This is a genomic window from Candidatus Protochlamydia phocaeensis (genome assembly GCF_001545115.1).
Lineage (GTDB): Bacteria > Chlamydiota > Chlamydiia > Chlamydiales > Parachlamydiaceae > Protochlamydia_A > Protochlamydia_A phocaeensis.
The window spans coordinates 442,141-456,841 of record NZ_FCNU01000007.1 but is presented as its reverse complement, the minus strand read 5'-3'; the positions used below and the strand labels follow the sequence as shown (position 1 = coordinate 456,841).

Genomic DNA, 14,701 nt, shown 5'->3' with positions numbered 1-14,701 from the left:
CTAATCCTCCCTCTTGAGAAGGCGAATGCGGGGATCTAGCAGCCCATAGGCCATGTCGACGCAGAAAAGGGAGGTCATTAAAATGACGCTATAAAATAAAGTTAGGCCCATGATGAGCGAATAGTCTCGATTAACGACGCTATTGACAAACCATTGGCCAAGGCCCGGAATGCTGAAAATTTTTTCGATAACAAAGCTTCCCACTAAAATGTTGGCCATCAGCTGGCCCAGATAGCTTAAAACAGGCAAAAGGGCGTTGCGGAGCGCATGGGATTTAATCAATGCGAAAAAAGACAAGCCCTTGGCCCTGGCGATTTTAATATAATCCGTTTGCAAAACCTCGATCAGGCTGGCGCGCGTCAGGCGGGCAACAAAAGCAAGCGGCAGTGCTGCCAAAGCAAGGGAAGGAAGAAGCGTTTGAGCAAAAGTTCCCCAGCGAGCCAAGGGAAAAAGACCTAATTTTAAAGCCAGGGTATATTGCAAAAGGGCGGCCAGAATAAAGCTCGGAACGGAGACGCCAATGGTTGTCACACATAAAACTGCCGTCTCCTGCCATTTGCCAGCTTGCAAAGCTGCCAGTGTGCCCAGGGCGATTCCTATGCTGATGGCCCAAAAAAAAGCTTCCAGGCCAAGCAGTGCCGAGACGGGAAAACCTTCTTGAATAATGCGGTTGACGCTTTGCCCTGGATATTTAAGCGAATAGCCCAGATCGCCTTGTAAAAGAGAGCGCATATAATTCTTATATTGGACAGGCCAGGGATCATTCAATCCATAGTGCTGGCTCAAGGCTTCCTGCATATCATTGCGCAGCACCTGTTCCTCGGCAAAGGGATCTCCTGGAACAGATTTCATTAAGATGAAAGTCAATGTCGCTATTATCCATAAAGAACAGAAGAAATAGGCGAATTTTCTAAACGCATAAGCAAGCATGGTCATAATTGATGATCTTAGTCTAACTCCGCTTTCTTGAAATCTAAATAACCGAGTTCTGAAAAATACACCCCTTTGATGCCGGGTGCTTTCAAATAGTTGTACGACGCATAAAAGAGGGGAATGATCGGCATATCCTGCATCAAGACTGCTTCGGCATCCTTTAATAGCTTCGCTCTTTGGGTGGAATCCGCTGTTTGCGAAGAACGGGCAAGCAACTCAATATAGCGAGGATTTTCCCACTGCGTATTATTGGTTCCATTATTTTTAAATTTAAAGACATCTAAAAAGGAAATAGGATCGCGGATATCGGCAAACCAAGAGCCGATGCTGATTTGATAGTCTTGCTTCTTTAAACGGTCAAAAAAGACTTTACTTTCGCAGCTTTGCAAGCGGACATCTATTCCCAAACCTGTTTTCCACTGCTGTTGAGCGACTTGGGCGATTTTATGCGACCGCTCGTTGCCGGCATAGCATAGGGAAATGGGGGCAAGGTCCTGCAGCGTCATCTGGTTTTCCGTTAATGCCTCTTGAAGCAGCTGGCGGGCTTTTTGAGTAGCGTGATCTTGAAAGAACGGAGGGGAAGCGAGAAAAGAGGGGGGAATCAATCCCATGGCGGGAATCTGATTGCCTTGCAGCGCATGTTCGACGAGCTCCTGTCGGTTCAAGGCCAAAGCCATTGCCTGGCGGATTTTGGGGTGGTCGAAGGGAGGCTTTTCAATATTTAAGCGAAAAAGGTACACGCCTGCGGCCGGCATGACTTGCAAGTGGTTCGTTTGCTTTAAAGACATCAACGCATCTGTTGGCAGAGTCGATAAAGGAGAGCCGGTCCAGTCAAGCTCGTGATTTTGAAAAAGCTTTAGAGCCGTTGGATTATCGGAAACCACAAAAGTCAGTTTATCCAAGCGGACAGCGGATCGGTCCCAATAATGGGGGTTTGGCTTGACGGACAGTTCATTGTGCCTGGCCCATTTCTCTAATTGAAAGGGACCATTGGTCACCGTGTCGACACCTAGATCGACCTGGGAAGCAGCCGTCTTTTTGTTGCGCAGCGTTTCATGAACGGGAAAATAAAAGTAAGTCGTTAATAGATGGGGAAAATAAGGCGTGGGCGCCTCTAATTCCACAACAAGCGTTTCTGGATCAAGCGCATGGATGCCGATTTGATCCAAAGGAGACTTGCCCTCTTTAGCCCCTTGCGCTCCCTTGATTACATAGAGCTGATACGCATTGGGAGAGGGGAAAGCGGGATCGAGCGTGCTTTTCCAGGACTGCTCAAAGTCATAAGCCGTGACGGGCTGACCGTTCGTCCATGCGCTTTTGCGGAGCTTAAACGTATACGTTTTCTGATCGGGAGAAAGCGTCATGGAATCCGCTAACGCTAGCGCCGGCTGTCCATCGGCCTGATTGCGCATCAATCCTTCATACAACAGGTGCATGGTCGTCGCTGTTGCCAGGTCCCTGACTTGCCTAGGATCCAATGTTTGCGGGTCGCCTTCGCAGCTGATTCGCAAGACTTTTTGATCGGCGACGGGCTTTTCGGGACGGCAGGCAGCGCAAATAAGCGCGCATGTAAAAAGAAAAAGAAAGAGAGAGAGTTTATAGACCATGCCATTTCTCCGCTAAAAAGGTTATCCGTTCAATTGTTATACGAGATGAATAGAAAAGTTAAAAGAGAAATGATCGAATTAAAATATTTATTAAAAGGAAATAATAATATGAATTACTAAAAATCGAATGCAAGGTTTCTCTTGTTTTAATTGATTCAAATTTTTAAGTTTATTGATGTATAATTATTAAAAACAAATAAAATTTTACAGAAATTAGTCTGATGAAAAAATTCGTCTCTTACCCCGCTGCTAATCTGTATGTTCGTCCATCTGAGGACAGCGAAGTCGTCTCTCAAGCGCTTTATGGATGGCAAGTAAACGTGCTTGACCGGCAAGAGGGATTTGAGCGCATTCAGACAGAAGACGGCTACCAAGGATGGATTGCATCGGATCAACTGCATGCGCTCGCTGAAAGCTGCTCTTTTGCCTCTAAAGTTCAAATTCGCCATAATGCGGCCCATGTCTATGCTGAGCCATTTGTCAATCGAAAGAAGCCGCTATTGACTCTTCCCTTCGAAGTAGAGCTAAATGTAGTGACTGAATCGCCGGAAGAGGATTTTCGCTGGATTCAAGTCCAGCTGGTCACTGGGCAGCCGGCCTGGATTCAGCGCGGGCATGTACGCGTCGATCCTGCGCCGCTAAGTTTGAGAGAAATGCTAGACTTGAGCCGGCAATTTTTGGGGCTTCCTTATACTTGGGGGGGAAGATCAAGCTTTGGCTATGATTGCTCGGGGTTTATTCAAATGCTTTTCAAGCAAATGGGAATTTTGCTTCCTCGGGATGCTCGGCAGCAGATTGAGGCGCCTATGTGCCAAGAGGTGCAAGGGGAGCTGCAGCCAGGCGATCTGATCTTTTTCGGTTCCTCCTTATCGCAGATTAAGCATGTCGCTCTCTATCTTGAGCAAGATCGTTTGATCCATGCGTCTGTCAAACCTATTCCCATCGTGCAAGTCTCTTCTCTAGATGAGCCGAGTTTAAAGCAGCGGTTTGCTTACCGCACGTTTCGCCGCTTGAACTTAAAAGCGAATCCGCATACATATAGCTAAACTTTTTGAATATAAAGATGAATGGCTGAGTTCTTCATTTGATTTTGCTTATATGCATGACAAATCAATAAAAGGAGGGTAAATATGTTTAAGCAGGCATGGCTACTAGCGTTATCTTTAACCATCAACCAATCCTTGTCAGCGATTTTACCGATGCCAGCGATTTTTCCGATTCAGGAGATTAAAACTGTGGAAGAAAAAACAAAACAGGACCTCATTCAATTAGCGTGCGAAGCGCGCAAGAATGCCTATGCTCCTTATTCCCATTACCTGGTGGGATCTGCCCTATTAACAAACAGGGGAACTGTTTTCCAAGGGTGCAATGTTGAAAATGCATCTTATGGACTGGGATGCTGTTCGGAAAGGGTAGCCATGTTTAAAGCTATCTCAGAGGGGATCAACAATTTTGTTGCGATTGCCGTGGTCACCAAAGATGGGGGCTTGCCTTGCGGCGCTTGCCGTCAGGTCATGAATGAATTTAATCCCAATTTAATCGTTTTGATTGGAGATGAAAACGGGCGTTTGCTGAAAGAAACAACGCTGAGCCAGCTCTTGCCCGATGCCTTCGGCCCTCACAACTTGGATTGATATTCCCCTGCAATCAGCGGCTTGCCATAAATTAACACTCCGCTTCCGAGAATCTTTGATTTAGCAGGCCGAATAGAAATGACCAAGAGAGGGAAGCGTCCCTCTCTGATACGATGTATTGACTCAAGCGTCCGGCTAGCCTTTGACAATTTTTCCCAGCAATTCGCCTAAGCGGTGAAGACCTGGTGAAAAATCGAGTTTTCCAAGCTCGATTTCAATCAGATAGAGAGTTCCGCGCTCGGCAAAGGCGCGGCGCAAAGCCTTATCTAACTCTTGTTCCGTCTCGACTTTAATGCCGATGCCGCCGCCTAAAACACGAGGAATTTCTGTATAATTCCAATTTAAAATGTCGTTATAGCTTCCTTCTAAAAGCGGCCTTTCTGTTCCATAGCCGTGGTTATTTAAAATAATCATGACAGGATCCAAGCCATAGCGGATGGCTGCCGACAATTCCATGGCCGTCATTTGAAAGCCGCCATCGCCGATGATGCCGACGACGCGTCGATTGGGCTCTGCAATTTGGGCGCCAACGGCGCCGGGCGTGCCAAAACCCAAGCTGGCAAAATAGGGGCATGCGAGGAAAGAATCATGCGACAAGACGAGGTCTGCGCTTCCAAATAAGCAGTCTCCTACATCGGAGACAATGATATGCTCGGGACGAAGATGGCTTTGAAGGCATTCGAATACGCGCTTGGTTGTTATTTTTGCGTCCGGCTGGGGGGTGAAGGACTCAGAAAGGCGGGCATGGCGGGATGTGTGAAAGGGGGCATGGGAAAGGCCTAGATCTAATGTATTAAGTCCCACGAGATAATCGACTAAGTTCACGTGATGATAGTGGTGATGGCCGATGGTCAACGAGTCGCTATTGGCGACAATGCGGCGCTCATGGTCGACTTTAGCTGTAAAAATGCCTGTGTCTAGGTCATGCATGATCACGCCGGCAATCAAGATGCAATCGCATTCGTCGACCGTATCTGTCACTTCTTTGGGGCTCATCCCTCCTTGATAGACGCCGACAAAGAGCGGATTGTGTTCATCCACTACTGTCTTACCGAGCAAGGAAGAAACGATGGGAATCCGATTGCGTTCGGCAAAATCCAGAAGCGTTTGGCTTTGCTGAAAGCGCAAAACTTCATGGCCGGCCCAAATGAGGGGGCGGCGGCTGGTTGAGAAAAGATGGCGCGTCTCTTCCAGCGCTTCCCTCAACGCGTCGGGATCGCTGGGCGGATAACGAAAAGATTGAGTAGAAGGATAAGAAGGCAGCGGTTGGTCCACCAAATTGCGGGGAATTTCTAGGTAAACGGGCTTTTTATGCTGCCAGCACGAAAGAAGCACGCGGTCGATAATTTCTCCGGCCGTTTTCGGATCATCTAAAATGCCCTGGTCAATTGTGACATTTTTGAAGACGTCAAATTGCGTACGGTCTCCATGAATGGTAATCGATTTATTAATGAGATGATGGAGGGTGGTATGGCGTTTAAATTCATCGGTTCCCACGGTTCCCGAGATGACGACTAAGGGAGAGCTTTCCACATAGGCTTGCGCCAAAGCATTGGTGATATTGATTCCCACGCCATAAGTAATACAGGCGACGCCAAGGCCGCGCAGGCGGGCATAGGCATCAGCGGCATACCCGGCCGTATTCTCGCGGGTTGTATTGATGAATTTTATCTGGTGCTGCTCGATTAGTTTATCGAATCGCAAGACATAATCGCCCGGAACGCCAAAAATATGCTCGACGCCTAATTCATGTAGGCGGTCCAATAAATAATAGCCGATTGTCGTTTGCCCTGCAGAGGATCTTGCTTGCATGTTCTTCTCCATAACCATTGCTTTGTTAATTTCAGTCAATAGCTATAGCTTTTTTTTTATTTTCTGTGCTATTTCAAACGAAAATTGGGGAATATCTCCAAATGTTTTTGTTATAAGTCAGGTTAAATAAAGAAAGCGGACTTCTCTGAAAGGGAGAAAGTCCGCTTTTATTTTAAGGGCATTTATTGAAAAATTGTCACATCGATCTGGTTGGCTCCATTCAAGGTGCCTATTCCCCATCCCTGTGCAATGTCTTCTTGTGCTTCCGCATCAAATAAATAGCGGTGTTTAAACAAAAAGTCGTCCAATTCGCCTTTATCTTGGCATTTAACGATATAAGCTGTTTCTAGATGAATCTCTGGTTGGGAGGCGGGATGAAAGCTCTTTTGATGGGAATCGAGAACATAGATTTCTTTATCGCTTTTATAATAAAGGGCAATCGTTTCCCTTCCATCCGATAAGGTCGCGGCAAAAGGCTTTCCCTTTCCGGCTTCAATCATTTTAGCTGTTAATTCTTTCGGTGTTTGAGGGGCCTCTTCTAAAATTCCAGCTAAAGCAGGATCAAAAGTCAGTTCGGCAATCGAATTCAAACGATCTAAATGCAGCTCTACAATCACTTCTCTGACAAAGCGGTTAAGAGGGCCATTGCCATATTTGGCTAAATGGCTCGAACTTCCGTCTTCTATCCATTTATTGAAGGCGTCAGGAGTAAAAGCCGCGGGATCCGCCAGCAGGGCGTTCAGCGAGAAAAGGGCAATCGATGTACAGGCATTAGGAGCTTGCTGCTTGACCTGCGACGTCGCCATTTTATACCACTCGCCGGGCAGGCCTGCATAGCGAATAGAGGGACTCTCCTTTGGAGCGGGGTCTTCTTTTTTTTCTATAGGCATGTCAGCCCAAGCCATCTGAAATTCTTCTTTTGTCACTCCGTCGTCAACTACAATAGATTGAATAGCCAGCTCGTCTAGTCCAAGCTCTAGGTAAGGTTGAATGCGGGCTTTTACATCGGATAAGCGTTCTTTAGAGAACGTAGGAATTGGCGGAGCCATTTCTTTAGGAATAAGACCGTTCATCTTAGACCATACCAAATCGAATTCTTCTTCCGTCACTCCATCTGTTAAAACAACAGCTTTAAGATCCTCCAAAGTCTTTATTTCAAGGAGAGGATCCTGGTAAGTCTCAATGATGCCTTTTACTTGCGACAAACGCTCGATAGACAGAGATAGCGTTTTTGAAGATGGAAGCAAAGGAGATGTGGCTTTAGGCTTCACCTCTATGTTTTGTTCGGAAGGCAAGGACGGCATTGGCAAAGAATTAGAGGGAAGGGAGAGCGAAATATTTATAGGGGAGGGTTCTGAACACGGACTTTGCTCAAAAGGGATAGACTGCGGTAGGCGACTACCCTGAATAAAAGACTCAATTGGTGCAAGAGAAGACAGCCTTGCAGAAAATGGCGAAGAAGGAAGAGGGCAGGGATGTTGCGGATAGTTTTTTTGCCAAACGGTTCTCATGCGATTTAATAAAACAGGGCTTAAATCCCGCTCTTGACTGAGATAATGAGTCACAACTTTTAAATGGGTAGAGGCATATGAGCCAAATAGGTGGCGGGCTATGCGTTGAAATAAATTTAAATGAACAATCCTCCATCCTTCGTGGGTATGCGATAAATAACTTTTCTGCCACTTAAGCCAATTTCCTTGTCCTAACCCTTCATAATAACCTTGAGGAAATTCTTGATTTAATGCTTGAGATAAAGATGTGCACATGAGGATTTCCTTTGTTAATTCAAACTTTTATATACTTAATTTTTATTAATGAGAAATTAAATCCAGATTTAAATTTTGCAAAGACTTCTATTTTGAGAACCATAAATGTATTAAAATGATAGTTTTTAGTGTGTTTTTTAATAAATTTAATAATTTAAATTATTGAGATGTGATTTTTTAGTTCGATTTGTTATAATATAATTTGAGAGAATTATTAGTTTTAATAAAAAGATTTGAGGGTTTTTATGTCTGTTCATGAGCGATCTTCTTTTTCTTCTTTTACTGTTGAAACCACATCTTTACCTCAAGAAGCTCATTCGGCTGAACTTCAAGAAGGCAAGCATGTTTCTACTCAAGGGGGGCATGATTTTTCTGCCAACGTCCCTAAATCCGGAGAAACTCACAAGGCCGAGAAAAGTTTTACCGACGCGCGTTTAGACGTGCAGCAGGAAGTGGCGAGTAAGCCTAGACGTGCTGTGAATATTGCGGTAGGAGCGGCGGCCACTTTTGTGGAAACGCTTGCTTCCAAAGTGTCTCAAGTAGGGGCTAGGCTATTGCAATTCGGTAAAAAATTGGCGACAGAAAAAGGGCGAGAAGACGTGAAGTCTCAAATGAGTCAAGGCTTCAAGGACATCAAAACAAAAGCCGGAAAATTAAGGGATGCGGCAGTTGATAAATTTACGGAGGTCAAAGAGGCTTTGCCTGGCAGAGTGCGAGAGATTAAGGACAATGCGCCTGAAGCCCTTAAAACAGCCTTCAAAAAAGTCAATACGGCGACGACTTCTTTTTTCAAAAAGCTGGGGTCAGCCGAGGGAAGGAAAGAATTGACAAGGGGCGTAAAAGATGCGGCGATTTATTTCAAGGATAAGAGCATTGCCGTTTTCGAATCTGGCTCCCAAAAAATGAAGGATGGCGTGGCGGATTTAAAAAGCCGGCTTGAGCCTAAATTAGAGGCCTATGAAACGAAAGGCGGACAAATTACAAAGGATGCCGGCGACAAGCTGGGCGAATTGAAACAGGATGCCGGAGAAAAATTGAATGAAATGAAAAGAGAGGCTGGCGACAAATTAGGGGAATTGAAAAGAAGCACTGGTGAGAAGTTGGGCGGAATTAGAGAGGTGTTTAAAACTAAATGGGAAGCTTTAACAAGCAGCAAGGATAAAACAAAAGCCGTTGCTTCTCAAAATCCGGCTATTTCATCTCATTCTGTCGATCGATCTTCTTTAAAAGCTACCCTGCCTATTTTCCAGAAGTCGACTTCAAAAGACTACACCGACTTACTAGATATCATCCAAAGCAAGGGAAGTGACTATAAGTTGTCTTTTTCAGAAAAAGACAAGAGCATACAAGTAAGAGAAAATAAGGGGCCCCTGAGCTCTATCTCGGTTGATAAGAAGTCGAGGGCGGCCATGAAAGAAATGCTTAAAACGGCTGCAAGTGAAGTAGAGAAAGATCCTTTATCCGCTCTAGAACTTTTAAATAAAATGCAGTCAACCCATTGGGGCAGGCAAGTGTTGCGCGCGAGTGCTAGCAATAGAGCCAATTTCGAAGAAGTTCAACAAGCTGCACTCAAGCAGTGTTGCAATCAATCCGGGGGAACATTTGCTTCGCTTCTTTCTCAAGTCACCAAAGAAGAACTCTTTGCCAGCGGAAGCCACTCAGGTAAATCCACTTATGCTAAGAATTGCCCACATCTTAATGAATTGATTCAAGCGTCTACCAATATGAGTAATAGTGTAGCTGATAGAATTGTATCGAAGGCGAATTTTAAAGAACGCGTCAAGACAATGGAAATGTACATTCGTTTGGCGGATATGGCCGATCAAAGAGGCGATTTCATGACATCTCAGTCCGTTTTAGCGGGATTGAGCTTAGCCCATGTGGCTCGTCTAAAAAAGACGAAAGAAGCGCTTCCAAAGGATGCACAGGCTATGCTTGAGCGACTTCAAGCTAAGCAAGGAAGTCCTTCGTTGGAAACGGCTCCTCTAGAAAGAGCGGCTATGCTTAAGTATCCAGGCAATGAGCAGGGATTGCCCGTTATTCCTTCTATCGCCATGGCCTTCTTGTCTCCTCTCACGTTCGCTTCTGATAAACAAGATCCCTTGAAGGATTCATTACGAAATTTGAATTGGTCTAATGATTTCATTGATCAAGCGTTACAGGATATAAGTCAGAGTGGCAATCCTTTATCTTTAGAGGCATCCATCACACAAATCGAGCGTCAAATTTCTGATGTCCAAAAACAAATAGACAACACGACAAGCTCAACTTTAAAATTGTCTTTTAAAAAGCAAGATTTGGAAGCCCAACTTAAGGAGGCCAAGGACGTTCGGGACTTTATGGTTCATATTAGAATGAGTGATAAGGTTAATATGCCAGCTCGCCTTAAGTCTTTGCAGGAAAAGGCAGTCGATTTAGAGAAAAGAGCCAAAACGGAAGAAGAACCTGTAAAGAAAAAAGAGTTATCAACAAGATTAACAGATGTAAAGGCTGAAATTGAACAGTTTGAAAAATTTCAAAAACGTTTAGAAACTTTATCGAAAGATGAGCCTTTAGACGCTCGTGCAAATATTGCTAGTCTCTTAAATAAGTTCAAAGAAAGCAATGACGCGGCTATTAAAAATTATCAAATAGGAATAGAAAAATATCAAAAAGAATTGAATACGCTTGCCGATGAATTTGCGACATTGGCTACTCCTTTGAGGGAGTATCCTTCTACAAAGAGAGAGGATGCCCAAGCGTGGTATACTTATTCTGCTCCTGTTCCTGATAGCCAAATTCCAGAAGGAAAAAATAAAGATTCATTCTTCGAAGATTATTACTATAAACTTTCTCTTAAAAATGAGCCTCGCGAAGCCGCCAGAAAAAGCGCATAGGCGTTGGCACGTATTGAGCAGATAAAATAAAAAGCCCTTGTCCGAGAGAATGATTCTCAGCCAAGGGCTTTCTTTTCTAGGCCTTATTTACTAAATTAAGGCTTATTGTCGTCGATGATTTCTACTTCAGCTTCTTCGATGTCATCGGGAGATTTTCCGCCCGGCTGACGTTGTTGCTGTTGTTGCTGCCCACCTGGGCCTTGGTGCTGGCCTTCTCCGCCTGTAAAGGAGCTGCCTGCGCCTGCTTGTTGAGAGCCGCCAGGATGCTGTCCGGCTTTTGCCATGGCTTCGCCGATGTGCTGCATGTGCTTTTCCAGATCATCTTTAGCAGCGCGAATGCGTGCCACATCATTGCTTTCCAGGGCCTTTTTGACGGCATCGATCTTGTTGGCTACGTCATTGGCCACGTCTTGCGGCACTTTATCCTTGTACTCATCCAAGGCCTTTTGCGCACGGAAAGCCAAGGAGTCCGCTTCATTGCGAATTTCGACTTCCTCTTTGCGCTTTTTATCTTCTTCGGCATGCAATTCAGCATCCCTGACCATGCGCTTGATTTCTTCTTCTTGCAGACCGGATTGCGCTTCAATGCGGATCTTTTGCTCTTTTCCGCTGGACAGATCTTTCGCAGAGACATGCAAAATACCGTCGGCATCGATGTCGAAAGCGACCTCAACTTGAGGCATGCCACGTGGAGCTGGTGGAATATCAGCTAAGTCGAAGCGGCCGATTTCCTTGTTGTCGTTGGCCATCTTGCGCTCACCCTGCAGAACGCGGATCGTCACAGCGGGCTGATTATCGGCTGCTGTGGAGAAAATCTGCTTTTTCTGCGTTGGAATAGTGGTATTGCGCTCAACAAGCGGAGTCATCACGCCGCCCAGCGTTTCAATTCCCAGTGTCAATGGCGTGACATCCAGCAGAAGCACGTCTTTGACGACCCCTGTTAAGACTCCGCCTTGGATGGCAGCTCCAACGGCCACGACTTCGTCGGGGTTGACGCCCTTATGGCCCTCTTTTCCGAATATGGTCTTGACCACTTCTTGTACAGCAGGCATACGGGTCATTCCTCCTACGAGAATGACTTCGCCGATGTCGTCTTTTGAGAGTCCGGCATCTTTCAGCGCTTTGAGGCAAGGCTCGCGTGTGCGCTCGACCAAGTGGTGAGTCAGGCTTTCCAGTTTGGAGCGGGTCAGGGTCATGGTCAAGTGTTTAGGGCCTGACGCATCCATGGTGATGAAAGGCTGATTGATTTCTGTTTGCTGAACGCCGGACAGCTCAATTTTTGCCTTCTCGGCCGCATCGCGCAGACGCTGAAGGGCCATTTTGTCATTTCTCAAGTCAATGCCGTGTTCTTGTTTAAAAGTCTCAAGCATCCACTTTAGAATTTCATTGTCGAAGTCGTCTCCGCCCAAATGGGTATCCCCGTTTGTGGACAGCACTTCGAAGACGCCGTCGCCGATTTCCAAAATGGAAATATCGAATGTTCCGCCACCTAAGTCGAAAACGGCGATTTTCTTATCTGTTTTTTCTTTGTCCAGGCCATAGGCAAGCGCAGCAGCAGTTGGCTCAGGGATAATGCGCTTGACATCCAAACCGGCGATGCGGCCGGCATCTTTTGTTGATTGGCGCTGGGAATCATTGAAGTAAGCGGGAACCGTAATGACAGCTTCTGTCACTTTCTCGCCCAAATAGGCTTCCGCTGTTTCCTTCATTTTAATAAGAATTTGTGCGCCAATTTCTTCCGGCGTCACAATCTTGCCTTGAATTTCAAAAACAGCATCGCCGTTGCTGTTGCTCGTCACTTTGTAAGGCACGGTTTTAATTTCATTGAGCACTTCCTGATATTTGCGCCCGATAAAGCGCTTGGAAGAGGTAATGGTATTTTCCGGATTGGTGACGGCTTGGCGCTTAGCAGGGATCCCGACTAAACGCTCATTGCCCTTATAAGCAACGACAGATGGGGTTGTACGAGTTCCTTCAGCGGACGCAATGACTTTGGGTGTTCCTCCCTCCATGACGGCTACGCAAGAGTTAGTTGTTCCCAAGTCAATTCCGATAATTCGTCCTTTCTTTGTTTGACTTTCGCTCATAGTCAAAACTCCTTCCTAAATTAAATGTTTATAAATTTTATTAACGTGGCTCTTCTTTGGCGGTTGGGGCTTTGGCCACCTTGACGCGTGCGGGGCGAATGATGCGATCTCCCATTTTATAGCCACGTACACATTCTTCTACAATTATTCCCGGAGCCTCTGTTGTTGTCTCGACCATCTCTACGGCTTCATGCATATGCGGATCAAACTGCGTTCCAAGAGAATCGATCGAGAGGACTCCATTATTGGCTAAAACATCTTTAAACTGAGCAAGGATCATTTGAAATCCAAACGCCCAATTCTTCACTTCTTCCGACATTTCTTGAGCAAACTTAAGGGCATTCTCTAAATTGTCAATCGGACGAAGAAAATCAACGATCAAATTTTCCACGGCATAGCGCGTCATTTCTTGCCGCTCTTTCTGCATGCGCTTGCGCGCATTTTCGGCGTCGGCAAGAAGACGCAAATATTTATCCTTATAGTCTAACGCTTCTCTTTGCAGCGCTTTTAGATCTTCATCTGTGATCAAGACCTGTTTAGGCTTATTGGGCGCAGATTCAAATTCCGCGGCCTGCTCTCCTTCGGATGGCTTGCCGTTTTCTTGTTCGGTATTAAAGGCATCTTGATCAACCATAGCATTTTCTCCTCAATCATAGCCGGTTTAAATTAGCCCTCCTTTCGCTCTATTAAAATAAGCTGAAAAGACAGCTAAGTGAGTTGGGAAACTTAAATAGTCGTGAAATCAGATCTAAGAGATCTTCTCTAAAGATTATCTGTTTCTCGTTTGTCTTCTAAAAGCATTAAACGAGATTGTCCAATTAATCGGTGCTCTTCTTTTTGCAAATAAAGCATATTTGTCTCGGGTTGGCGAAAGCTAATCTTAAATTTATAGATGTTTCGCGTTAACGTTTCGCTGACATTCTCGGAAAATTCCCTCAATACTTGAAATAGCGTTTGATAAGGCATTCGCATGGGACCTAACAGCCCGACTGCCCCTACCGCCTTCTTATTGATATAGTAAGGAATGGCAAGGACCGAACAACTAGGACTTGAACTGGCATAGGCATCTAGATCGTCCCCAATCCAAAATTTCAATTGATCCAATGCTTTACATTCCTTGAGCAAGAGGCGCATGCTATGGGCATTTTCAAATAAGGACAATCCGCTAGCCAATAGGCTTGTATCTTGAAAATCGGGATAAACGAGCAGCCGCGAAAATCCTGTCCGATATAAATCCTCATCGATAAAATTGGAATATCCAACAATATAACGCAGCATGAGTTCATTATAAAAACTCTGGCCAATGGCTTCTTCTTCAGGCTCCAAATTCTCCGGCTGTCCCAAATTTGTCAAACGCCAATGAAAGTAGCATTCGATACGCTTGATGGCAAAAGAAGAGAGCTTCACTGGCAAATGCATCACTTCCGTTTGAATGACGCCAAAGTCCGTAATCAAAATACATAAACAGCGGTAAGCGTCCAAGGGAACTAATTTCAAATCGCGGATAAAGTCATGGTCGAAACGCGGAGCCGATAAAAAAACCGCGCAATTCGTCACCTGGCTCAGCTTTTCTGCCGCTTGCTGTAGAAAAGCCGCAATCTCTCTCGACTCAACTTCTTTTAAGTCGGCGAATGAATCGCTTGCTAGGCCAATTTTGTCCGAAGAAGCATGCGCATGCGCATAGGCGCGATAGGCTAAATGAGTCGGAATGCGCCCTCCGGAAGAATGAGATTGAAGCAAATAGCCTTCTTCTTCTAAATTCGCAAAATAATTGCGAATAGTCGCCGAGCTTAAATCTCCAAAGCCTGCTTCTTTTAAGGTATTCGATCCCACAGGCTTGCCAGTCCTGATATAGTAATCAACCAAACCAAGCAAAACCTTGCGCTCGCGATCTTGTTTTCCCAGTCGTTTAATTGGAACGGATTTCATAATTTTTAAGATCCTGCTCTCCTCATTCCTCTTTATTATAGAATGAGAGTTCAATTT

At 45.3% G+C, this 14,701-nt stretch carries 10 protein-coding genes; 3 read left to right on the top strand and 7 right to left on the bottom strand.

Annotation, left to right across the window (positions count from 1 at the left end):
• Both BN3769_RS02850 and BN3769_RS02845 read right to left on the bottom strand, forming a co-directional pair.
• Nucleotides 1-930 carry an ABC transporter permease gene (locus BN3769_RS02850; RefSeq protein ID WP_068467496.1) on the bottom strand — a complete coding sequence of 310 codons (930 nt, stop codon included), beginning with the start codon at nt 928-930 and terminating at the stop codon, nt 1-3.
• A 17-nt stretch (nt 931-947) separates the two neighbouring features.
• On the bottom strand, nt 948-2,540 hold the full coding sequence (locus BN3769_RS02845; protein ID WP_068467342.1) for a peptide ABC transporter substrate-binding protein: 1,593 nt from the start codon (nt 2,538-2,540) through the stop codon (nt 948-950).
• 221 nt (nt 2,541-2,761) lie between these two features.
• On the opposite strand from BN3769_RS02845, the gene BN3769_RS02840 reads away from it, so the two are divergent.
• A complete protein-coding gene (locus BN3769_RS02840) occupies nt 2,762-3,586 on the top strand; it encodes a C40 family peptidase (protein WP_068467340.1) in 825 nt (274 codons plus the stop codon).
• 84 nt (nt 3,587-3,670) lie between these two features.
• Entirely contained in the window at nt 3,671-4,174 is a 504-nt protein-coding gene (locus BN3769_RS02835) for a cytidine deaminase (protein WP_228840596.1), read from the top strand.
• Nucleotides 4,175-4,309: 135 nt separating this feature from the next.
• Here BN3769_RS02835 and BN3769_RS02830 read toward each other — a convergent pair whose 3' ends face one another.
• Together BN3769_RS02830 and BN3769_RS02825 are read right to left on the bottom strand one after the other, a co-directional pair.
• On the bottom strand, nt 4,310-5,986 hold the full coding sequence (locus BN3769_RS02830; protein ID WP_068467338.1) for an alpha-keto acid decarboxylase family protein: 1,677 nt from the start codon (nt 5,984-5,986) through the stop codon (nt 4,310-4,312).
• A 182-nt stretch (nt 5,987-6,168) separates the two neighbouring features.
• Nucleotides 6,169-7,752, bottom strand: a complete 1,584-nt coding sequence (locus tag BN3769_RS02825) for a hypothetical protein (RefSeq protein WP_068467336.1) — start codon at nt 7,750-7,752, stop codon at nt 6,169-6,171.
• Between the two features lie 245 nt (nt 7,753-7,997).
• Between BN3769_RS02825 and BN3769_RS02820 the strand changes: the two genes are divergently transcribed.
• Nucleotides 7,998-10,628 carry a RasGEF domain-containing protein gene (locus BN3769_RS02820; protein ID WP_068467334.1) on the top strand — a complete coding sequence of 877 codons (2,631 nt, stop codon included), beginning with the start codon at nt 7,998-8,000 and terminating at the stop codon, nt 10,626-10,628.
• Nucleotides 10,629-10,723: 95 nt separating this feature from the next.
• Here BN3769_RS02820 and dnaK read toward each other — a convergent pair whose 3' ends face one another.
• The 3 genes from dnaK to hrcA form a co-directional block, all read right to left on the bottom strand.
• Complete coding sequence (gene dnaK / locus BN3769_RS02815; RefSeq protein WP_068467332.1) at nt 10,724-12,715, bottom strand: molecular chaperone DnaK; 1,992 nt, start codon at nt 12,713-12,715, stop codon at nt 10,724-10,726.
• Between the two features lie 40 nt (nt 12,716-12,755).
• On the bottom strand, nt 12,756-13,349 hold the full coding sequence (grpE, locus tag BN3769_RS02810; RefSeq protein ID WP_068467330.1) for a nucleotide exchange factor GrpE: 594 nt from the start codon (nt 13,347-13,349) through the stop codon (nt 12,756-12,758).
• 128 nt (nt 13,350-13,477) lie between these two features.
• Nucleotides 13,478-14,644, bottom strand: a complete 1,167-nt coding sequence (gene hrcA / locus BN3769_RS02805; RefSeq protein ID WP_068467328.1) for a heat-inducible transcriptional repressor HrcA — start codon at nt 14,642-14,644, stop codon at nt 13,478-13,480.
• Nucleotides 14,645-14,701: the final 57 nt, after the last annotated feature.